This is a genomic window from Rhodanobacteraceae bacterium (assembly GCA_016713135.1).
Lineage (GTDB): Bacteria > Pseudomonadota > Gammaproteobacteria > Xanthomonadales > SZUA-5 > JADKFD01.
The window spans coordinates 12,526-32,931 of record JADJPR010000017.1 but is presented as its reverse complement, the minus strand read 5'-3'; the positions used below and the strand labels follow the sequence as shown (position 1 = coordinate 32,931).

17 protein-coding genes are annotated in these 20,406 nt (G+C 67.2%); 11 read left to right on the top strand and 6 right to left on the bottom strand.

Annotated features, from left to right (window positions below):
* Nucleotides 1–114 precede the first annotated feature (114 nt).
* The gene (mnmG, locus tag IPK27_13795) at nucleotides 115–1,989 is read right to left on the bottom strand and encodes a tRNA uridine-5-carboxymethylaminomethyl(34) synthesis enzyme MnmG (protein MBK8068653.1); all 1,875 of its coding nucleotides are present in this window, start codon (nucleotides 1,987–1,989) and stop codon (nucleotides 115–117) included.
* A gap of 504 nt (nucleotides 1,990–2,493) precedes the next feature.
* Nucleotides 2,494–3,153 (bottom strand): hypothetical protein, encoded by a 660-nt coding sequence (locus tag IPK27_13790; protein ID MBK8068652.1) that lies wholly within the window; start codon nucleotides 3,151–3,153, stop codon nucleotides 2,494–2,496.
* A 152-nt stretch (nucleotides 3,154–3,305) separates the two neighbouring features.
* Here IPK27_13790 and IPK27_13785 point away from each other — a divergent pair, with 152 nt between their 5' ends.
* From IPK27_13785 to IPK27_13760, 6 genes are all read left to right on the top strand, one after another.
* On the top strand, nucleotides 3,306–4,082 hold the full coding sequence (locus IPK27_13785; protein ID MBK8068651.1) for a ParA family protein: 777 nt from the start codon (nucleotides 3,306–3,308) through the stop codon (nucleotides 4,080–4,082).
* Between the two features lie 77 nt (nucleotides 4,083–4,159).
* Complete coding sequence (locus IPK27_13780) at nucleotides 4,160–4,897, top strand: PspA/IM30 family protein (GenBank protein ID MBK8068650.1); 738 nt, start codon at nucleotides 4,160–4,162, stop codon at nucleotides 4,895–4,897.
* Nucleotides 4,898–4,954: 57 nt separating this feature from the next.
* A complete protein-coding gene (locus tag IPK27_13775) occupies nucleotides 4,955–6,697 on the top strand; it encodes an OmpA family protein (protein MBK8068649.1) in 1,743 nt (580 codons plus the stop codon).
* 320 nt (nucleotides 6,698–7,017) lie between these two features.
* Nucleotides 7,018–7,764, top strand: a complete 747-nt coding sequence (locus tag IPK27_13770; protein MBK8068648.1) for an electron transfer flavoprotein subunit beta/FixA family protein — start codon at nucleotides 7,018–7,020, stop codon at nucleotides 7,762–7,764.
* Nucleotides 7,765–7,911: 147 nt separating this feature from the next.
* Nucleotides 7,912–8,850: an electron transfer flavoprotein subunit alpha/FixB family protein gene (locus tag IPK27_13765; protein MBK8068647.1), complete on the top strand. Its 939-nt coding sequence runs from the start codon at nucleotides 7,912–7,914 to the stop codon at nucleotides 8,848–8,850.
* 801 nt (nucleotides 8,851–9,651) lie between these two features.
* Nucleotides 9,652–11,118 (top strand): S8 family serine peptidase, encoded by a 1,467-nt coding sequence (locus IPK27_13760; GenBank protein ID MBK8068646.1) that lies wholly within the window; start codon nucleotides 9,652–9,654, stop codon nucleotides 11,116–11,118.
* Nucleotides 11,119–11,204: 86 nt separating this feature from the next.
* On the opposite strand, the gene IPK27_13755 is transcribed toward IPK27_13760, so the two are convergent.
* Together IPK27_13755 and IPK27_13750 are read right to left on the bottom strand one after the other, a co-directional pair.
* Nucleotides 11,205–12,068, bottom strand: a complete 864-nt coding sequence (locus IPK27_13755; GenBank protein MBK8068645.1) for an FprA family A-type flavoprotein — start codon at nucleotides 12,066–12,068, stop codon at nucleotides 11,205–11,207.
* A 132-nt stretch (nucleotides 12,069–12,200) separates the two neighbouring features.
* Nucleotides 12,201–13,448 (bottom strand): hypothetical protein, encoded by a 1,248-nt coding sequence (locus tag IPK27_13750; GenBank protein MBK8068644.1) that lies wholly within the window; start codon nucleotides 13,446–13,448, stop codon nucleotides 12,201–12,203.
* 98 nt (nucleotides 13,449–13,546) lie between these two features.
* Between IPK27_13750 and IPK27_13745 the strand changes: the two genes are divergently transcribed.
* The gene (locus tag IPK27_13745) at nucleotides 13,547–14,716 is read left to right on the top strand and encodes a hypothetical protein (GenBank protein ID MBK8068643.1); all 1,170 of its coding nucleotides are present in this window, start codon (nucleotides 13,547–13,549) and stop codon (nucleotides 14,714–14,716) included.
* A gap of 232 nt (nucleotides 14,717–14,948) precedes the next feature.
* Here IPK27_13745 and IPK27_13740 read toward each other — a convergent pair whose 3' ends face one another.
* Entirely contained in the window at nucleotides 14,949–15,785 is an 837-nt protein-coding gene (locus IPK27_13740) for an outer membrane protein assembly factor BamD (GenBank protein ID MBK8068642.1), read from the bottom strand.
* A gap of 114 nt (nucleotides 15,786–15,899) precedes the next feature.
* On the opposite strand from IPK27_13740, the gene rluD reads away from it, so the two are divergent.
* From rluD to IPK27_13720, 4 genes are all read left to right on the top strand, one after another.
* A complete protein-coding gene (gene rluD / locus IPK27_13735; protein ID MBK8068641.1) occupies nucleotides 15,900–16,874 on the top strand; it encodes a 23S rRNA pseudouridine(1911/1915/1917) synthase RluD in 975 nt (324 codons plus the stop codon).
* Between the two features lie 47 nt (nucleotides 16,875–16,921).
* Entirely contained in the window at nucleotides 16,922–17,647 is a 726-nt protein-coding gene (gene pgeF / locus IPK27_13730; protein MBK8068640.1) for a peptidoglycan editing factor PgeF, read from the top strand.
* 293 nt (nucleotides 17,648–17,940) lie between these two features.
* Complete coding sequence (locus IPK27_13725; GenBank protein ID MBK8068639.1) at nucleotides 17,941–18,804, top strand: EamA family transporter; 864 nt, start codon at nucleotides 17,941–17,943, stop codon at nucleotides 18,802–18,804.
* Nucleotides 18,805–18,883: 79 nt separating this feature from the next.
* Entirely contained in the window at nucleotides 18,884–19,393 is a 510-nt protein-coding gene (locus tag IPK27_13720; protein ID MBK8068638.1) for a hypothetical protein, read from the top strand.
* A gap of 102 nt (nucleotides 19,394–19,495) precedes the next feature.
* On the opposite strand, the gene IPK27_13715 is transcribed toward IPK27_13720, so the two are convergent.
* Complete coding sequence (locus IPK27_13715) at nucleotides 19,496–20,143, bottom strand: hypothetical protein (protein ID MBK8068637.1); 648 nt, start codon at nucleotides 20,141–20,143, stop codon at nucleotides 19,496–19,498.
* Between the last annotated feature and the right edge of the window lie 263 nt (nucleotides 20,144–20,406).

Genomic DNA, 20,406 nt, shown 5'->3' with positions numbered 1-20,406 from the left:
GGCAAAGACGCCAAGACGCAGAGAGAAGCTGAAGGGCATCGCTGATTCGCCCCTCTCCAACGCTCTTCTCCGCGTCCTCTGCGTCTCCGTGTTGAATGGGGTTTGTCGCAGCCGTCAGCCGGCGCGACGCTTCAGGTGCACCAGCAGCAGCGAGACCGCGGCGGGTGTGACGCCGGGTATCCGCCCGGCCTGGCCCAGCGTGGACGGGCGCACGCGTTCGAGTTTCTGCAGCACTTCGGCCGAGAGGCCAGTGACGCGGCGGTAGTCGAAGCCATCGGGGATCTCCGCGGCTTCGTGGCGCTGGGCGCGCGCGATCTCACCCTGCTGGCGCTCGACATAGCCGGCGTACTTGGCTTCGATCTCGACCTGCTCGGCCACCGCCGGATCGTCCACCGGCGGGCCGAATCCATCCACCGCGGTCAGCGTGACGTAGGCCATGTCGGGGCGCTTCAGCAAGTCGATGGCATGCGTTTCGCGCGACAGCGGTGCGCCGGTGGTCGCGGCGAATTGCTGGCCGAGCATATTGGTCGGCGCCGCCCACAGCGCGCGCAGGCGCGCGCTTTCGCGGTCGACCGCCTCGCGCTTGCGGCTGAAGGCGGCCCAGCGTGAATCGTCGACCAGGCCGAACTCGCGCCCGACCGGCGTCAGCCGCGCATCCGCGTTGTCTTCGCGCAATTGCAGGCGGTACTCGGCGCGCGAGGTGAACATGCGGTAGGGCTCGGTGGTGCCGTGGGTGATCAGGTCGTCGACCAGCACGCCGAGATAGGCCTGGTCGCGTCGCGGGCACCAGGATTCGCGCGCGAACACGCGACGCGCGGCGTTGAGGCCCGCCAGCAGGCCTTGGGCCGCCGCCTCTTCATAGCCCGTGGTGCCGTTGATCTGGCCGGCGAAGTACAGTCCTTCGATGGCCTTGGTTTCCAGCGAAGGCTTCAGGCCGCGCGGATCGAAGTAGTCGTACTCGATGGCATAGCCCGGGCGCGTGATGTGCGCCTGCTCGAAGCCCCGGATCGAGCGCACCAGTTCCAGCTGCACGTCGAAGGGCAGGCTGGTCGAGATGCCGTTCGGGTAGATCTCGTGGGTGCCCAGGCCCTCGGGTTCGATGAAGATCTGGTGCGAGGACTTCTCCGCGAAGCGCACCACCTTGTCCTCGATCGAAGGGCAGTAGCGCGGGCCGATCCCTTCGATCTTGCCGCTGTAAAGCGGCGAACGGTGCAGCGCACCGCGGATGATCTCGTGGGTGCGTTCGCTGGTGTGGGTGATCCAGCAGGACACCTGACGCGGATGGTCAGCGCGAGTGCCGAGAAACGAGAACACCGGCGCCGGATCGTCACCCGGCTGCTCTTCCAGCTCGCGGTAATCGATGCTGCGCCCGTCGATCCGCGGTGGCGTGCCGGTCTTAAGCCGCCCCTGGCCCAGCGGCAACTCGCGCAGGCGCTCGGCCAGCCGCTGCGCCGGCGCATCGCCGGCGCGACCACCACGATAGTGCGCATCGCCGATGTGGATCAGCCCGGCGAGGAAGGTGCCGGTGGTCAGCACCACGCTGTCGGCGGTGAAGCGCAGGCCCATCTGCGTCAGCACGCCGGTCACCCGGTCGCCCTCCAGCAGCAGATCGTCGACCGCCTGCTGGAACAGCGTCAGGTTCGGCTGGTTTTCCACCGCCTGGCGGATCGCGGCGCGGTACAGCGCGCGGTCGGCCTGGCAGCGCGTCGCGCGCACCGCCGGGCCCTTGCTCGCATTGAGCGTGCGCCACTGGATGCCGGCGCGGTCCGCCGCCCAGCCCATCACGCCGCCCAGCGCGTCGATCTCGCGCACCAGGTGCCCCTTGCCGATGCCGCCGATCGCCGGATTGCAGCTCATCTGGCCGACGGTCTCGATCTGGTGCGTCAGCAACAGCGTGCGCGCGCCCATGCGCGCAGCCGCCAGCGCGGCCTCGGTGCCGGCATGGCCGCCGCCGACGACGATGACCTGGTAGTGCGTGGGGTGCTGCATGGATGTGGGCGCGTGAGTTCCGGGGGGCGAATGGTAATCCCGGAGGGTGGAGCTGGTGTTGGAGCTGGAGCTGGTGTTGGTGTGGGTTGTTGGTGTTGGTAGAGGCAGCGGAATCCCTGGTGGAGATGCCGGTGTAGCGCGCAGCGCTTCACGGGCAATCCGCAAAGCCTGGGCAGCGGCGCTGTTTCCAACACTTACAACCCACACCAACACCGCTTTCCAAAACCCCCTAAACACAAAACGGGCCCACTGGCCCGTTCTGTGCATGAGACTCCATGTGTCAGGGGGAGTCCCGGCCGCCGTGAGCGCAAGCTGCGGCGGCCGTTTTTTTTGGGTAGGTTTCGACGCCCGGTGTTCAACTGGAACAGGGGGAATCCGGATGAACTGCACGCCGGACGTCGAAACCGTGGAAACCAACCACACGGTCAGTATAACCCCAGGGGTTCCGCATATTGTGACGCTCGTCAAGCATTGTGACCGTCGGTCCGCTTGACGTTCAGACTTTCATTCCTCTTCGCGCGACTCGCGGACCATTGCGCGCGCTGCGCCGCCGGCACTGCTGCTGCGCGCGCTGCCCATCGAGGATCCGCTGAGGCCCGAACCGCGGCTGCCGCCGAAGCTGCCTTCGTAGTCGCGCGAGGCGCCCGATAGCCCTGAGGAAGCACCGAAAGTGGCACGGCTGCTGCCGTACTCGGCGGGCGGCTGGCGCCACTGGCGGCTTTCGCGCCAGGCGCGGTCGCCACCGCCAGTGTCGCGGTTGCGTCCCGGCGCAAGCTCCTCGTAGCGCGGGAAATAGCCCGGACCCAGGCTTGGCTCGTCGGCCAGGTGCCGCGCTCGCTGCCCGGCGCGCGGGGCCTCCGGTGTCGGCGGCGGCAGATACCAGCGCTGCGACCAGAAGGGGTCATGCCAGTAGCCACCGTAGCCAGGGTAGTAGCCCGGCCCGTACCAGCCGCCATAACCGTAGCCGCAGCCGTAAGCATGGGCGCCGGGATAGGACCACGGTCCGTACCAGGGCCGGCAACCCGCGCCGTACCCAACGCTGATCATCACCTGGGAGCGGCGCGCATCGCCGGCGGTGTAGTAGCCGTCGTCGTGATAGCGATAACCATCGCTGGCGCAGCCGCCCAAGGTCATCAGCGCTGCCAGCGCGAGCAGAATCCGCATCGGTCCTTCCTCCTTCCGAACGTGTCCGAGCGTATCGCCGCCGCGGTAAAAGCCCGATGAACCGCGGACCGGTGCCGTTGCGCCTGGATGGACACAGCCAGTCCCGGTTACCGACTTATACTCCGGCGTTCCGCTCTGTAACGGGTGCGCCGATGATCCGCGTCGTCTTCAACCAGAAGGGTGGGGTGGGCAAGTCCACCATCGTCTGCAACCTCGCGGCGATCGCCGCCAGCCGCGGCCAGCGCACGCTGGTGGTGGATCTGGACGCCCAGGGCAATTCCTCGCGCTATCTGCTCGGCGAGGCCGCAGGCAGCGTGGAACTCGGCATCGCCGATTTCTTCGAGGAAACCCTGTCCTACCGGCTGCGCACGCGCGATCCGGCCGAGTACCTGACGCCCACGCCCTACGAGAACCTCGCGGTGATGACCGCCGACGCGCGCCTGTCGGATCTGCAGACCAAGCTCGAGACCAAGCTCAAGATCTACAAGCTGGGCGAGATGCTGGCCTCGCTGAAGAAGGAATTCAGCCAGATCTGGATCGACACCCCGCCGGCGCTGAACTTCTACACGCTGTCGGCGCTGATCGGCGCGGACCGCTGCCTGATCCCCTTCGACTGCGACGACTTCTCGCGCCAGGCGCTGTACCGCCTGCTGGAGAACGTCGACGAGATCCGCGCCGACCACAACAAGAAGCTCAAGGTGGAGGGCATCGTGGTCAACCAGTTCAACGCGCGCTCCAACTTGCCGCAGAGGGTGGTCGAGGAACTGATTGCCGAGAAGCTGCCGGTGCTGCCGCAGTACATCTCCACCAGCATCAAGATCAAGGAAAGCCACGAGGCCGCCCGGCCGCTGGTCTACCTCGAACCCGGGCACAAGGTGGCGCGTGAGTACCAGGCGCTGTACGACCTGCTGAGCAAGCAGAAGCGCTGAGCGGAGCGGGCGTTTATGCTGTCCCCTCGGCCGCAGCGACCGGCCAACCCATTGCGCATGAAGACAGGAGCACAACCATGATTCTCGGAAAGTTCTGGGCCGCCTTCCGCGCGCAGATCAACAAGCTGGCGAATTTTTTCTGGGAGGCCGATCCGATCGCCCAGATGCAGTACGAGTACGACAAGTCGGTCGAGGAGCTGAAGAACGGCCGCGTGGGCCTGGAGCAGTATCGCGGCCTGGTCGAGCGCGTCTCGCGCCAGGTCAAGGAAGGCGAGCGCCACGTGGCGCAGCTGGAAGCGCAGGCCAAGGCCTACCTCAAGGCCGGCGACCGCGCCACCGCGGCCAAGTTTGCGCTGGAGATGGAAAAGGCGAAGAAGGACCTGGCCGCCAACCAGGAGCAGCTCTCCATGCATGAGACCTCTTACAACAACAGCTTGGCGAAGATCCAGCACGCCACCAAGAAGCTCGGCGAGGTCAAGGCGAAGATCCAGAAGTACGACGCCGAGATCAAGATGAGTGAGGCCGAGGCCGAGGTCGCCAAGCTCTCGGAGACCTTCAACTTCAACGTCACCACCGACTTCGGCCAGTTGGAGCAGGTGGTGCAGCAGCGCATCGACACCAACCGCGGCGCGGTGCGCGTGGCTGCCGACCTGTCCAACCGCGGCATCGCCGAGATCGAGGCCGAGCAGAACATGGAGAAGTTCATGGCCGAGGACGCCCTCAAGCGGATGGAGATGGACATGGGCATCGTCACCGCCGAGACCGCCGCCGCCCCGCCGGCGCAGAAGGAACTCGGCCCCGCACAGCCGAATTGACGCGCCCTGCACGTCCGTCCTTTCACCTTTCACTTTTCACCTTTCGCTGGGGCAAGCATGAACGGCCAACCCAAACCAGGTTTCTACTTCGTCGTCCTGTTGGTGATCCTGTCGCTGGTGGGCTACGGCCTGTACCGGCTGAAGACGCCCACGCCGGATGGCACGCCACCGGTCACCGTCGATGCCGGCCAGCAGTCCGACAACGGGGACCCCGCCACGCCGCCCACCGATGGCGGCGCCGAAGCGCCGGATGCCGCCGGCATCACCACGGTCAAGGAATACGCCTACGTCCCGAGCCAGCGCCTGCCGGACGTCAAGGGCGTGTCCAACTACAAGGAAATGGACGCGCGCACGGTACGCTTCGCCATCAACGTGTGGGCCGGCTGGGCGCCGATCGTGCACGCCAACGGCGGCTTCAAGCCGGGCAAGACCTGGCAGGCTCCGGGTGGCCAGCCATTCAAGGTCGAACTGGTGCTGATCGATGACCCGGTGGCGATGCGCGACGCCTACGCCGCCGGCGATGTGCACATCGGCTGGGCCACCGTCGACATGCTGCCGCTGCTGCTGGAGAGCCTGCAGAAGGACAGCCGCGTGATGCCGCGCATCTACCAGCAGATCGACTGGTCCAACGGCGGCGACGGCATCGTGGTGCGCGCCAACATCAAGACCGCCTCTGACCTGCGCGGCAAGACCGTGGTGCTGGCGCAGAACAGCCCCAGCCACTTCTTCGCGCTGAACACCCTGATCAACTCAGGCGTGGAGCCGGCGGAGGTCGATTTCCGCTTCACCAATACTGCCTTCGAAGCCGCTGCGGCGTTCAATGCCGACAAGAAGATCGCCGGCGTGGTCAGTTGGGCGCCGGACATCTACAACCTGTCGGACGTCAAGGGCAACAAGCTGCTGGTGTCCACCGCGACGGCCAACAAGCTGATCGCCGACGTCTGGTTCGCGCGCGCGGACTTCGCCAAGGACCACGCCGACATCATGGAAGGCCTGGTGCGCGGGATCTTCGATTCGATGGTGACGCTGGAGGCGCAGGAGGCCAAGCAGCAGGTAGCCACCTGGATGGCGGAAGGTTATTCGCTGCCGCCGGCCGACGCGCTGGCGATGCTGCCGGACGCGCACTGGACCAACCATGCGGAGAACCGCGAGTTCTTCTTGAACCGCAACAATCCGACCAACTTCGAGCGCACCTTCAATACCGCCTACGTGATGTACCGCAAGATCGGTGCGGTGTCCTCGCGCGTGAGCTTCGACCAGATCGTCGATTTCAGCGTGATCCAGAAGCTCAACGCCGAGCCGAAGTACGCCAACCAGAAGTCCACCTACGGCATCAACTTCGCGCCGATGAGCGCCAGCGCGATCCAGTCGGAAAGCCCGGAGATCCTGACCAAGACGGTCGTGATCCACTTCTTCCCGAACTCCTGGGATCTGCGCAAGATGGTGGTCAAGGACCAGAACGGCAAGGCGGTGGAGGAGATGTACGACCCGAACGTCGACTTCGTGCTGGAGGAGATCGGCAAGCTCGCCGGCTCCTACGGCGCCGCGCGCGTGGTCATCGAGGGCCACACCGACGGCTCGATGCGCGGCCAGGTGCCGGATTCTGCGGTCAAGGAACTCTCCAGCAACCGCGCCAATGCGGTGAAGCAGGAACTGCTGCGCAAGTTCACCACCATGGACCCCAACCAGTTCTCCGCCCAGGGCATGGGCTGGGCCCGCCCCGCCGACGCCAGCGACCCCGACAACCACGCGAAGAACCGCCGCGTGGAGGTGAAGGTGTATCCGTTGGAAGCGCAGTGAAGCGGGTGTTGGTATGGGTTGTTGGTGTTGGCTGAAGCCGAAAAGCTGGTGTTGGTGTGGGTTGCTGGTGTTGGTTGAAGCCGACAAGCTCGTGTTGGTGCGGATTGTTGGTGTTGGGTGAACCCGGCGCCCCCACCCAGCGGACTCAGCCCGCGGTCCCGCAAGGTACCGCGGGCTTCTTGTTTTCAGCCGGCTCTCTGCCGATCTGCGCCGCTGGCTCTTGCCCCTACCAACACCAACACCAACAACCAACACCAGTCGCTTGGCACCTCCACGCCCCTTGGCTACCATCGACGGGTTCCCTCAACTAGAGGCGGGTCATGAAGATCCTGGTGGGTTTGAAGCGGGTGGTGGATTACACGGTGCGGGTGCAGGTCAAGCCGGACGGTTCCGGGGTGGCCATCGAAGGCGCCAAGATGAGCGTCAATCCCTTCGACGAGATCGCGCTGGAAGAGGCGCTGCGCCTGCGCGAAGCGGGCAAGGCGACCGAGGTGGTGGTGGTCTCGATCGGCCAGCAGACCTCGATGCAGCAGATCGACACCGGCCTGGCGATGGGTGCCAACCGCGGCATCCTGGTCAAGACCGATGCGGCGATCCAGCCGCTGACCGCTGCGCGAGTGTTCGCCAAGCTGGTCGAGAAGGAACAGCCGGGCCTGGTGATCCTGGGCAAGCAGGCGATCGACGACGACGCCAACCAGACTGCGCAGATGCTCGCCGAGCTGCTGAACCAGCCGCAGGCCACCTTCGCCAGCAAGGTCGAGGTCGACGGCAACGTGGCGCGCGTCACGCGTGAAGTGGATGCGGGCCTGGAAACCCTGGAAGTGGACCTTCCGGCGGTCATCAGCGTCGATCTGCGCCTGAACACGCCGCGCTTCATCAAGCTGCCGGACATCATGAAGGCCAAGAGCAAGCCGCGCGAAACCCTCGAACTGGCCAGCCTCGGCGTCCAGTCCGGCGACCACCTCGCCACCGTGCACTACGCGCCGCCGGCCAAGCGCCAGAAGGGCGTGATGGTCAAGGACGTGCCGGAGCTGATCGGTGCGTTGAAGGCGAAGGGGTTGCTCTGAGAGCAGTGAAAAGTGAAAGGTGAAAAGTAAAAGGCGTGTGGAACGGAGCGCGAGTCGCTTCCTTTCACTTTTCGCCTTTCACTTTTTGCCGCGAATCCGCAGCAAGTGTCGGTTGCCGACGCTGCCCAACGAACACGGATGACCACCATGTCCAAGATCCTCATCATCGCCGAACACCTGAACGGCCAGCTCAACCCGAGCACGGCCAAGTGCGTCAGCTGCGCGGCGAAGATCGCCGGCGGCAGCATCGATGTCGTCGTGCTCGCTGCCGACCCGGCGCAGATCGCCGCGCAGGCCGCGCAGATCGCCGGGGTCGCGCGCGTGCGCACCGTCGCCAACGCCGCCAACGCGCACGCGCTGGCCGCGGTGTACGCGCCGCAAGTGGCCGCGATTGCCGGCGACTACACCCACGTTTTCGGTCCGTCGACCACCTTTGGCAAGGACCTAATGCCGCGCATCGCCGCGCGCCTGGGCGTCAGCCAGGTCAGCGACGTGATGGCGGTGGACGACGCACACACCTTCAAGCGCCCGATCTACGCCGGCAATGCGATCGTCACGGTCAAGGCGCCGGCCGGCCAGATCGTGGTCGCCACCGTGCGCACCGCATCCTTCCCGACCGCCGCCGGTGGCGGCGCGGCGGCCATCGAGGCGGCCAGTGTCGACGTCGCGCTGCCCGCGCACACCCGTTTCGTCGGCCTGCAGCAGGGCGGCGGCGACCGCCCGGACCTGCAGACCGCGCGCTTCGTGGTCTCCGGCGGCCGCGCGCTCGGCAGCGCCGATGCCTTCAAGCTGGTCTACGACTTCGCCGACAAGCTCAAGGCCGGCGTCGGCGCCTCGCGCGCCGCGGTGGACTCGGGCTACGCGCCGAACGACATGCAGGTCGGCCAGACCGGCAAGATCATCGCGCCCGAGCTGTATGTCGCTGTCGGCATCTCCGGCGCCATCCAGCACCTCACCGGGATCAAGGACGCGGGCACCATCGTCGCGATCAACAAGGACGCCGAAGCGCCGATCTTCGAAGTGGCCGACATCGGCCTGGTCGCCGATTTGTTCAAGGCGGTGCCGGAGATCATGGCCGCGCTCTGAGGGCGAAAGCTGATGATAGGAGCCGACTGTCGGCGATCTCCCGGCGGAAAGCGGATCGCGGCTGAAGCCGCTCCCACAGACAGCCAGCGCGCGAAACACGCTGACGTGGGAGCCGATTCTGTCGGCGATCTTCCGGGCGGAAAGCGGATTGCGGCTGAAGCCGCCCCCACAGACAGCCAGCGCGCACGAAACACGCTGATGTGGGAGCCGACTCTGTCGGCGATCTTCCCGGCGGAAAGCGGATCGCGGCTGAAGCCGCTCCCACAGACAGCCAGCGCGCACGAAACACGCTGATGTGGGAGCCGATTCTGTCGGCGATCTTCCCGGCGGAAAGCGGATCGCGGCTGAAGCCGCTCCCACAGACAGCCAGCGCGCGCGAAACACGCTGATGTGGGAGCCGACTCTGTCGGCGATCTTCCCGGCGGGAAACGGATTGCGGCTGAAGCCGCTCCCACAGGCAGCCAGCGCGCGCGAAACACGCTGACGTGGGAGCCGACTCTGTTGGCGATCTTCCCGGCGGAAAGCGGATCGCGGCTGAAGCCGCTCCCACACACAGCCAGCGCGCGCGAAACACGCTGATGTGGGAGCCGATTCTGTTGGCGATCTTCCCGGCGGAAAGCGGATCGCGGCCGAAGCCGCTCCCACAAGCAGCCAGCGCGCACGAAACACGCTGATGTGGGAGCCGACTCTGTCGGCGATCTTCCCGGCGGGTAACGGATCGCGGCTGAAGCCACTCCCACAGGCAGCCCGCGCGCGCGGACACGCTACACTGCGCGCATCCGTACTTCCGAGGCTTGGTCCGTGCGTCGAATGCTGCTGCCGCTGCTGTGCGCCCTCTCCGCGCCTGCCCTCGCCGGCGACAAGATCGCCGCCAATGTCGAAGCTGCGCTCAAGCGCGGCGAACGTACAACGGTGCTGGTGTCGCTCGCAGAGCAGGCGGACCTGAAGTCCATCGCGGACAAGCGCAGTGGCGATGACCGGCTGGTCGCCAGCGTGGCGCGCCTGCGCGAGACCGCCGCGCGCACGCAGGCGCCGCTGCGCGCCTACCTGGAAGCGCGCAATGTGCCTTATCGGGCGTTCTGGGTTGCCAATTTCATCGCGTTGCAGGCAGATGCCGAGCTGGTCGACGATCTGGCGGCGCGCGCGGACGTTGCGGCGATCGAACTGGAGACCCGCCTCGCGGTGGAGCAGCCTGTCGCGGAACAGCCCGCCAGCCCGAAATCGGTCAACGCCATCGAAACCGGCGTCACCCAGGTCAACGCGCCCAGCCTGTGGGCGATGGGTTTTCGCGGCCAGGGCGTGCTGGTGGCCGGTGCGGATACCGGCTACGACTGGGACCACCCGGCCATCGTCCGCCAGTACGCCGGATCGGCGGACGGCGCGGCGGACCACAACTTCCACTGGTGGGATGCCATCCACAGCAGTGGCGGGTCCTGCCCCGGCAACTCGGCGGCCCCGTGCGACGACAACTCGCACGGCACGCACACCATGGGCACCATCGTCGGCGACGACGGCGGCAGCAACCAGATCGGCGTCGCGCCCGGCGCGAGGTGGATCGCCTGCCGCAACATGGACCAGGGCAATGGCACGCCGACCACCTACACCGAGTGCTTCCAGTTCTTCATGGCGCCGACTGACCTCGCCGGCAACAACCCCGATCCGCTGCGCGCGCCGCATGTGATCAACAACTCCTGGGGTTGCCCGGTGTCCGAAGGCTGCACCACGCCGAACATCCTGCAGACGGTGGTCGAGAACGTGCGCAATGCCGGCATCCTGGTGGTGGTGTCGGCGGGCAACTCCGGCTCCAGTTGCTCGTCCGTGTCCGACCCGCCATCGATCTACTCCGCCAGCTTCAGTGTCGGCGCCGTCGGCGGCATCGCGATGGCCAGTTTCAGCAGCCGCGGGCCCGTCACCGTGGACGGCAGCAACCGCTTGAAACCGGACATCGTTGCGCCGGGCGTCAACACCCGCTCCGCACTGCCCGGCACCGGGTACGGCACCAAGAGCGGCACGAGCATGGCTGGCCCGCATGTGGCGGGCGTGGCGGCACTGCTGATGAGTGTCGACCCGACACTGAAGCGCGATCCGGCCCGCATCGAGGCGCTGATGAACAGCACCGCGGTGGCCGACATCACCACGTCGCAGCTCTGCGGCGGCACCCAGTCGCCCGCCACGATCCCGAACAACACCTTCGGCCACGGCCGCGTGGACGCACTCAACGCGGCGCGCGTGGGACTTGGATTGCTCAAAGCGTCGGGGTTCGAATGACTGCGTAGCCCGGTGTGCGGCGCAAGCCGCTCACCGGGTCTTCGCGGTCTGCGCCTGGCAACCGCGTTGGGTCCAGCCGGCCGCTCTCAGTGCCCCACGCCCTCGAAGGGATTGGCCTTCGGCGCCGCAGAGACCACCTGGGCGCGCGGAATCTTGGGGGCGTTTTCCGCCACCAGCCGCGGTCCCTCGCGGAAGCGGCCGGGTCCGGTCATGAGGTCTGTGCCACATTCCAGGTGGCGGATCCAGTCGATGAAGCGCGCCACCGCCTTGCCCTTCATCGGCCGGCCGTGCTGCGGCACGATCATGTCGATGTCCATGTCCTTGACCATGTCCGCCCAGACCACGCAGGCGCGGTTGCTCGCCATGTAGCGGCGATGGAATCCGGTCATGCTCGGCAAGTGCTGGTCGAAATCCGCGCCTTCCACCGGCGAGAACTCGTCCACCATCGAGGCGCCAAGGTCACCCGAGAACAGGATCTTGCTGATCGGGTCATAGAACTGGAAATTGCCCACCGAGTGCAGGAAGTGCGCCGGCAGGGCCTTGATGACGGCGTCGCCCATCTGCAGGTCGCAGCCCTCGTCGGGGATCAACTGGTAGCGGTCCTTGCCGCCGGTGTCCACGTAGTGCGGCACGCTGTGCGGCACGAAGCGCCCCCACAGCTTGGAGCAGGCGATCGTCGCGCCGGTGTACATCAGCCAGCGGTCCGCCGAGCCGATCACATCCGGGTCCTGGTGCGAGGCCAGGATCCACGACAGCGACTTCAGCGGGACATAGCGGCCCACCGCCAGCGACACCGGGGTGTACAGCAGCGCGCCACCCGGGTCGATCAGCGCGGAATACTCGCCGTGGAGGACCAGGAACTGGTTCGCCTGGACCCCGTCGTCGCCGCGGACGAGATCGTTGAAGGCGACACAGCGGTGATTGCCCGACTTGTACAGGTCGACCGGCATGGGGAGAACCTCAACCTCGAGATGTTGAAGTCCAAGGTATCGGCAGCACCCCGCGCCAGGATTGACCCGCGTCAACTCTAGTCCAAAGGTACTAGCCCGACGGCTGGCCGGCGTTCAGCTTCGGGTTCGCCATCAGTTGCCCTCGAAGCCGTTGGCGAAAACCTCCTGCGAGCCTGCCCGTGCGATGTACACCCCGGTGCCCCATTCGATCTGGTTGTTCCCCGCCGGCGTCAGGGTGGGCGAGAAGGCGATATCGCCGGCCGAGTTGATCGCAACCCCGCCCGAGAACGCCGGTGAGCCGGGTGTCTCCTGGTCGATCATGCCAAGGCCGAGGTCGGTGTCGAGGGTGTCGCCACGGCCGATCACGCGGCGCAAATCGGCGTCGTCGCCGACGAAGATCGCCTGTTTGCCATTGCTGTCGACACCGCGGAAGGCCACCAGTCCGGCGTCATTGATCGCCGGGCCGAAGGATTCGATCGAACCCAGGCCCTGGGTGCCGGTGCGCGCGATCTCGACGATCTGCCCGGGTCCGTCGTAGCGGTAGACGCCGCGGCCGCCAGCCGAGAGGTTGGCGATGAAGGCGACCAGGCCCGAGCCAGGCGAGATGGCCGGGCTGTTGTCGAAGCCGGAGAACGGCGATTGCGCGTCTTCTGCGCTGGTGCGCGCGAGGACCACCGCATTGCCGTGGTTGTCGATGGTGCGGATCTGGTCGAAGCCGCCGGACACCAGGGTCACCTTGCCGGCAATCAACTGGCGCTCGTCGAAGCTCGGGGTGAACAGGAAGCTGTAAGGGCTGCCGGCGTCCAGCGTCTGCTCCATCGCATGCGTCTCCACCGCGCTGCCGCTGAAGGACACCCACGCCTTGCCGGTGGCGAAATCCGCGCGGTAGCCAACCTGCGCGGCCGCATTTCCGCGCGGCGCGGTGTAGAAGGTCGTGCCAACCGGAAGGCCGGTGACGCGTACCGTGCTCAAGTCGTTCGGGTTGTACCGATAGATACCCGCCTGCGCGTTGCCGCCCTGGAAATTCGCGGCGAACCAGACCATGCCGTCCGGCGCCACCCGCGGATCGCTGACCAGCGAGCCCACCGGCCCCTCGCTGACGACGAAACCACCACCGTTCTCGCCGACGAAAACATGCCGGGTGAAGTCGTCGCCCGGGATGCCGGTGGGAATCGCCACGCGGACCGCCACGCGGCCGGCGTCGTTCAGATCCACCGTTGCGCTGTTGATGCTGGCGTTGATCGGCAGGTTGTAACCCAGGCCAATGGTACTGCGGGCCTGCAACTGGAAGGTCAGGTAGTCGGGCAAGGCCCGGACGTCGGCAGCGGCGGACAGCGGCAGACAGGCCGCCAATACAGCCGCCAGGCAGGAAATGCGCATCGGAAATCCCAGGAAACGGCGGCCCCCCGGCCGCATGCGCGAACGATAGCGCCTCGCGCCGCGCTATTCTCGTTACTTTTGGTCACCGGGAATGGCGGATGCGCGTGTGGCTGGTGGCGATCTTTGCGGGCTTGGCGGGGTTTGGGCTGGCGCGGTGGACCGGGGACGCGGTGCCGGCCGCCAAGCCGACATCGAGACTGAGTGCCGAGACCGGCGTCGTTGTAGAAAACCCACCCGGCGAGGCGAATGCGTCAGCTGCTACCGCGACCGATGCCCAGGCGCCTGCCATGCCGCAGCCCACACCGGAGCCGCGAGCTCTCGTCACGCCACCCGAAGCCCCCGCGCCGGATGGTCCGAAGCTGGCCCTCGATGCCGTGGCGTTCCTGCGTGAGTGGCCGGCGCGGCTGGATGACCTGGCCGCCCGTGCCAAGACCGGCGAGGCGCGGGCACTGACCGAACTGGCGGAGGCGCTGGAATATTGCTTCTCCGCCTCCGCCGCGGTTGCGCGCGTGCGCTACACCCCGATGCTGGCCGGGAATTTCGCCGATGCCACGCTCCAAGGTTTTTTCGTAGAGGTCGAAGGCCAGTGCAAGGCCTGGAAGCAGCGGAATCCCTGGCTGGGCCAGCTCGAGACCGATTCGCACCGGCGGATGCAGGAATACCGTGAGGACATCCTCCAGAAGCGGATCGATCCGAACACGCCGCGCCCGCCCTCAAGCGCGCCCGACGCGTTGCGCAGACAAGCCGCCGACGCCGGCGATGCGATCGCCGAGGGCCTGACCAACAACGATGATGTCCGACGCGGCTGCGGCGAGATCCCGGGAAATGTTCCGCAGAACCAAGCCTACTGGCAATGCTTGCACGCCGCCGCGCGCGAACGCCTCGCCGCCATCTTCACCCGGCGCGATCCGCGCGAGATCGAGGCGATCCCGCGCATCTTGAGCGGGTCGCCGTTGCTGTTTGGGTCGGAGTTCATTCGCCCCGACAGCTACAACTCGGAAACCAACAACGTGCGCTGGATCCTCACGGCCTGCGAGTTCAGCCTCGATTGCGGCCCCGCTGGCCGCGCGATGCGCTGGGCCTGCGCCAGTCACGGGGCCTGCGGCTATCGCCACTTCCGCGACTACGCCGCAGACCGCCTGCTTCCACCGGCAACGATGCGCATGGTCGATGGCCAGGTTCGGCGGCTGGTCAACCTGATCCTGGCAGGGGATGTGGACACCATCCTGGGCCCGCCGCCGAAGTACGGTATCCCGGGGCGGCGCTGACCTGGACCGTGAGCTTTGCGCGCCTCGCGTAGCCCGGTGTACGCGCGCAGCGCGTTCACCGGGTGCTTGCGGCAAGTACCCGGAGAACCGCTGCGCGGTACTCCGGGCTACGCGGGATCGGGCTGCGTCCGGCAAGACCAAAGGTCTCTGCGCCCTCTCCGCTCTTCCTCTGCGATCTCTGCGTCCTGCTTCTGGCTGCCGGCCCTCAGTGGGCCGACAATCCCGCCCCGGCTCAGAACGGCCAGAGCTTGCTCCACCAGCTCGTCTTGCCCGCGTTGCCGACACCCGTCAGGTAAGGGTGTCCAGGAGCGTTGGCTTCGAGCACGCGGCGGGCGTCGTCGGCCAGGTCTTTCTGGCCCAGCGCCTCGTAGCTCTGCACCATCAGCGCCAGCGCGTCCGGGATCTGCGCAGCCTGCTGGTAGTTCTCGACGATGTACTTGGCGCGGTTGGCGGCGCCCACATAGGCGCCGCGGCGGAAGTAGTAGCGCGCCACCGTCAGCTCGGAATTGGCGATGTCGTTGCGCAGGAACACCATGCGCTGGCGCGCGTCGGCGGCATAGCTGGACTGCGGATAGCGCCGCAGCAGCTCCGAGAAGTCGTTGAACGACTGGCGCGCGGCTTCCAGGTCGCGGTTGCCGGCCTGCGAGGGCAACAGGCGGTCGATGTAGCTGCGGTTGCGATCGAAGTTGACCAGGCCGCGCAGGTAGTAGGCGTAGTCGATCTTCGGATGCGCCGGGTAGGTCTTGACGAAGCGGTTGACCGTGCTGACCGCTTCATCGTAATCGGAGCGTTTGTACTGCGCGAAAGCCAGGTCCAGCTGCGCCTGTTCGGAGTAGTCGCCGAAGGGGAAGCGCGAGGTCAGGCGCTTGTAGTAGCGGATCGCGCGCTCGAAGTTGCCGGCGTCCAGCGAGGACTTCGCCTCGGAGTAGAGCTGATCCACCGGCAGGGTCTCGGTTTCCGCTTCGCGCCGCTCGCCGCAGGCGGCCAGCATCAGGACCAGGATGGCGATCGAGACCGCACGCACGGCTGCAGTGACATTGAACACGATGGGGAAGATCCGGAGCGACAAGGCCCGCGATGATAGCCTACGCGCCCGACCGGTCCGCCTAGTCCCCCGCGCCGCCGGTTCATCCCGCCTTGATCTGCGCGCAAGCGACTGATTCCAGAAGGCCCGCCGCGCCCCATGAGCGATGCAACGATGTCCCGATCCGAGATCCTGGAAGCCACCATCCCGATGAGCGCCGGCGGCATGCGCTTCGATGCCGCGCTGGCGCAGGCCTTTCCGCAGTTCTCGCGGTCGAAACTGACCGCCTGGCTCAAGGACGGCAAGGTGGAGGTGGACGGCCGTCCGCCGCGCCCGCGCGACGCCGCGCGCGGTGGCGAGCGCGTGCGTCTGCATGTCGAGGTGGAGACCGTCACCGTCGATGCGCCGGAGGACATCGCGCTGGAGGTGCTGATCGAGGATCCGGACTTCTACGTGCTGAACAAGCCGGCCGGCCTGGTGGTGCACCCCGGCGCCGGCAACCGCAGCGGCACCCTGGTCAACGCGCTGCTGCACCGGGATCCGGCGCTGGCCGCGCTGCCGCGCGCCGGCGTGGTCCATCGCCTCGACAAGGACACCAGCGGGGCGATGGTGGTGGCGCGCACCCAGGAAGCCCATCACGCGCTGGTCAAGGCGCTGGCGAAGCGCCAGATCAGTCGCGAGTACCTGGCCCTGGTGATGGGCCGGGTGATCGCCGGCGGCACCATCGACGCTCCGATTGGCCGCCACCCCACCGATCGATTGCGCCAGGCGGTGGTGGAGAGCGGCAAGCCCGCGCGCAGCCACTACCGGGTGGTCGAGCGCTTCCCCGCACACACCCTGCTCAGGGTGGCGCTGGAGACCGGGCGCACCCACCAGATCCGCGTGCACCTCTCCCACCTGCGCTGGCCGATCGTGGGCGATCCGCTGTACGGCGGCAACCTGCGCCTGCCGGTGGGCGCCAGCGAGGCGCTGAAGAGCGCATTGCGCGATTTCCGGCGCCAGGCGCTGCACGCCGAGACCCTCGCCTTCGCGCACCCGCGTACCGGCGAGGAAGTGCGCGCCAGCGCGCCGGTGCCGCAGGATTTCATCGACCTTCTCGACGTGCTGCGCGCCAGCGCGGAAGGCGCCGGTTGAACCAGGCGCTGCCCGGCTGGATCGAGGCCACCGGCCTGCCACCCGGGATGCGCGGCGGCACGGCGACGCGTCGGTTCGCGGGTACGTCGGCCGCGCCCTTCGGCCCAGCGAACTACAGTGACCGCGGCGGCGACGATCCGGCCGCGGTGGCGCGCAACCGCGCGCTCCTGCGCCAGCAACTTGGACTGCCGGGGGAGCCGCTTTGGCTGCAGCAGGTGCACGGCACCGAGGTGCTCGTAGAGCCGAACTTGCTCGGCTCGGCGTCCAGCGGAGCAAGCTCTGCTCTGCGGGAGGTGCCGTGCGCCGATGCCAGCGTGGTCCGTGGGCGGGGATCTGTCGCGGTGGTGCTGACCGCCGACTGCCTGCCGCTGCTGCTGGCGGCCGGCGACAGCGTGGCCGCGGTCCACGCCGGCTGGCGCGGGCTCGCCGATGGCGTGATCGAGGCCGCCATCCGCGCGCTCGGCGCGCTGCCGGGTGAGGTTTGCGCCTGGCTGGGCCCGGGCATCGGCCAGCGCGCATTCGAGGTCGGGCCCGAAGTCCGCGCGATCTTCGTTGCCGCCGATCCGGCCGCAGCTGCCTGCTTCATCCCCGGCCGCGCCGACCGCTGGCACGCCGACCTCGACGCCCTCGCCCGCCGGCGTTTGGGCGCAATCGGCGTGGAGCGCATTGGCGGCGGAGGCTGGTGCACCTTCGACGACCCCGCGCAGTTCCATTCCTACCGCCGCGACGGCGCCCGCAGCGGGCGCATGGCGACGCTGGTTTGGCGCGTCTAGAGCGGTATTGGTGCGTAAGAGCGGGTGTTGGTGCGCAAGAGCCGGTGTTGGTGTTGGCTATTGGTGTTGGAAGGAGCCGAAGCCTGCCCGTCCGCGGCGATGTCGGTTAAACGCATGGGTGAACGCCGGACGTCGGCACTGAAATCGCCACAACCCGCCCGCGACTTTCGCCGTCGCCCACATCCATCATGCAGAGCGCGGGGCGATCCCTTGCCGCACGCCCGCTCTTGCCAACACCAACAACCCACACCAACACCAGCTCCTACCCACCAACACCGGCTCCAACCGCCCCAATGCTCCCCTGGCTCGCCTTCGCCGCCTGCACCCTGATCTGGGGCTCCACCTGGTTGGCGCACAAGTGGGCGCTGATGGACCTGACGCCGCTCGGGCTGGCCTCGCTGCGCTTCACCACGGCGGGCATCCTGTGCCTGCTGATCGCGCGGATCTCGGGTGAGCGCTTCGTGCGCCGCAGCGAGCTGCCCTCGCTGCTGCTCGCCGGCATCCTGATGGCGGGTGCGGCCAATGTGATCACCGCCTGGTCGCTGCAGTACATCCCGAGTGGAGTTGGCGCGGTGCTGCAGGCACCGATTCCGGTCTGGCTGGCGCTGTTGTCCCTGCGCAGCGATCCGATGCGCCCGCTGGGCTGGGTCGCCGTGCTGCTGGGCTTCGCCGGGGTCGCGCTGGTGGTCGGGCGCGATCATTCCGGCAGCATCGATCCGCTGGCCGCGCTGGTCTGTGCGGTCACACCATTGGCCTGGTCCTGGGGCTCGCTGCACCAGCGCGCGCATGTGCACAGCGGCGGGCTGTTCGCCAACGCCGGCACCCAGATGCTGTTCAGCGGCCTGCTGTGCATCGTCATCACCAGCGCCTTCGGCAAGTTCACCCAGCACGGCGGGATCGACACCCGCGCCTGGCTCGCCACCGGCTGGCTGATCATCGGCGGCTCCTGCATCGCCTTCGCCTCCTACCAGTACCTCGCCAAGGTCTGGCACCCGGCGCGCGCCGGCAGCTTTTCCTACCTCAATCCGGTGATCGCCGTGCTGCTCGGCTGGGCCTTGGGCGGCGAAGCCCTCGGCCTCAGCCTGATCCTCGGCATGGGCGTGGTGCTGGTCGCGGTCGCGGTGCTGCAAGTGGCCACGGCAAAGCGCCAAGCCTAGCCCGGAGTACGCGACGCCACGACTGCCGTATGCTGGCCGCGGACCAGCCGGTCCATCCAATTGCCAGGGGGAAATCCAGATGAAGAAGTCTGCGCTGCTGCCGTTGCTGCTGCTCCTTGCGGGTCTGCTGGCCTTCGCCACCGCGCAGGCCAAAACCCTGGGCTACCCTGACGTCAAGAACGCCAGTTTCCTGGTCGACCTGCCGGACGACTGGACCGTGGAGCCGGGCGAGAGCGTGGGCGACTACGTCCACGTCAACAGCGAGAGCGGCGTCTACCTCGCCTTCCGCACCATCGAAGGCAACGAAGATTCGATGAAAGAAGCGATCGAACAATCGATCGCCTTCCTGCAGGAGAACTATCAGGAGGTGCAGGTGGGCGATGCGAAACAGGTCAAGCAGGCCGGGCAGGAAGCCTTCCTGATGGACGGCAATGGCAAGGACTCGGAGGGCGACAAAGTGGTCTTCCGCATGGCCTGGGTGGCCCTGAACGACGGTCACATCGGCGAAGTCTGGTTCGTGGCCATGGCCGACGACGAGGACGGCATCAACGCCGCCGGCGCTGCACTGAGTTCCTTCCGGACGCCCTGAAGTGGGAGCGCCGGCGTTCGCGCCGGCGCTCTTCCGGCGGCCTCAGAAACGTCTCCCCTTCGCGATGGAAGGCTCGCGGTCAGACTGCCATGGGGCTCCGGCTCAGGGTGCGTCCGGATGCGCCGTGCACCGGGGTTCGGGCTCCACCAGCCGGACCGACAACGCGCCGGAGTACCCGAAGCTGACCTGGCTGAGATAGCTCTGCCGTGCTTCCGCGATGGCCTCGGCAACCGGCGCCGCGGTGAACCGGCGCGTGTCGACCATCTGGTTCGGGGTCGACATGTCCGGCGCAATCACCACGGTCTGGGCCAGCGGGGGAACCCGCGCCCGGTTCCAGACGCCGATCGTATTGAAATCGAAGTCGCCCCAGCACACCGGGGAACGCAGTTGCGCTGACAGGGCATTCCCCTGCGCATCCAGGAAGGTGTACTGCGGCCGCACAAAGGTGATCCGGTCCAGGCGCAATCCACCGCCCTTCTTGGGACCGAAGCTGTAAACCTCCACGTGCTTCCCCTGCGCCTCGGGCGGCAACCGGAAGGCCAGTGCCGGCAGCGCCGTATCGCCGATCTTCGCGATCTCGGTTGCCCCGGATATGGCCGGCAACTGAGGCGTGTCCAGGCTGGCCGCCGGGAGCTTGCCCAGGTCGACACAGCATCTCTCGTCTAGCGCCAGACTGTCCTTCTGCGACACGATCAAGGCGTCGTAGGTTTCTGGTGCCATGGGGGTGGCTGCGCAACCGGCCAGCAGCAAGGAAGTGGCGAGAACCGGCAGTCTCCGACGCATCAACGATCTCCTGAGTCCGTTCCGCCATTCGAGCAACTGCAACACCCCGGGGCAAGGCCGCGGTGAAAGCCGCTTCCGCGGCGATCCTGTGTCCTCACCCCGTTGGATGCCGCGTCAGCGGCAATCTTTGGCCCTTCCTGCAATCCAGGAAGAATGCCCTCCGGACATGCAGGGCGCGCCATCTTGCCGCTGCGCCCCCGTCGTAGCAACATACACACATCGACGTACAC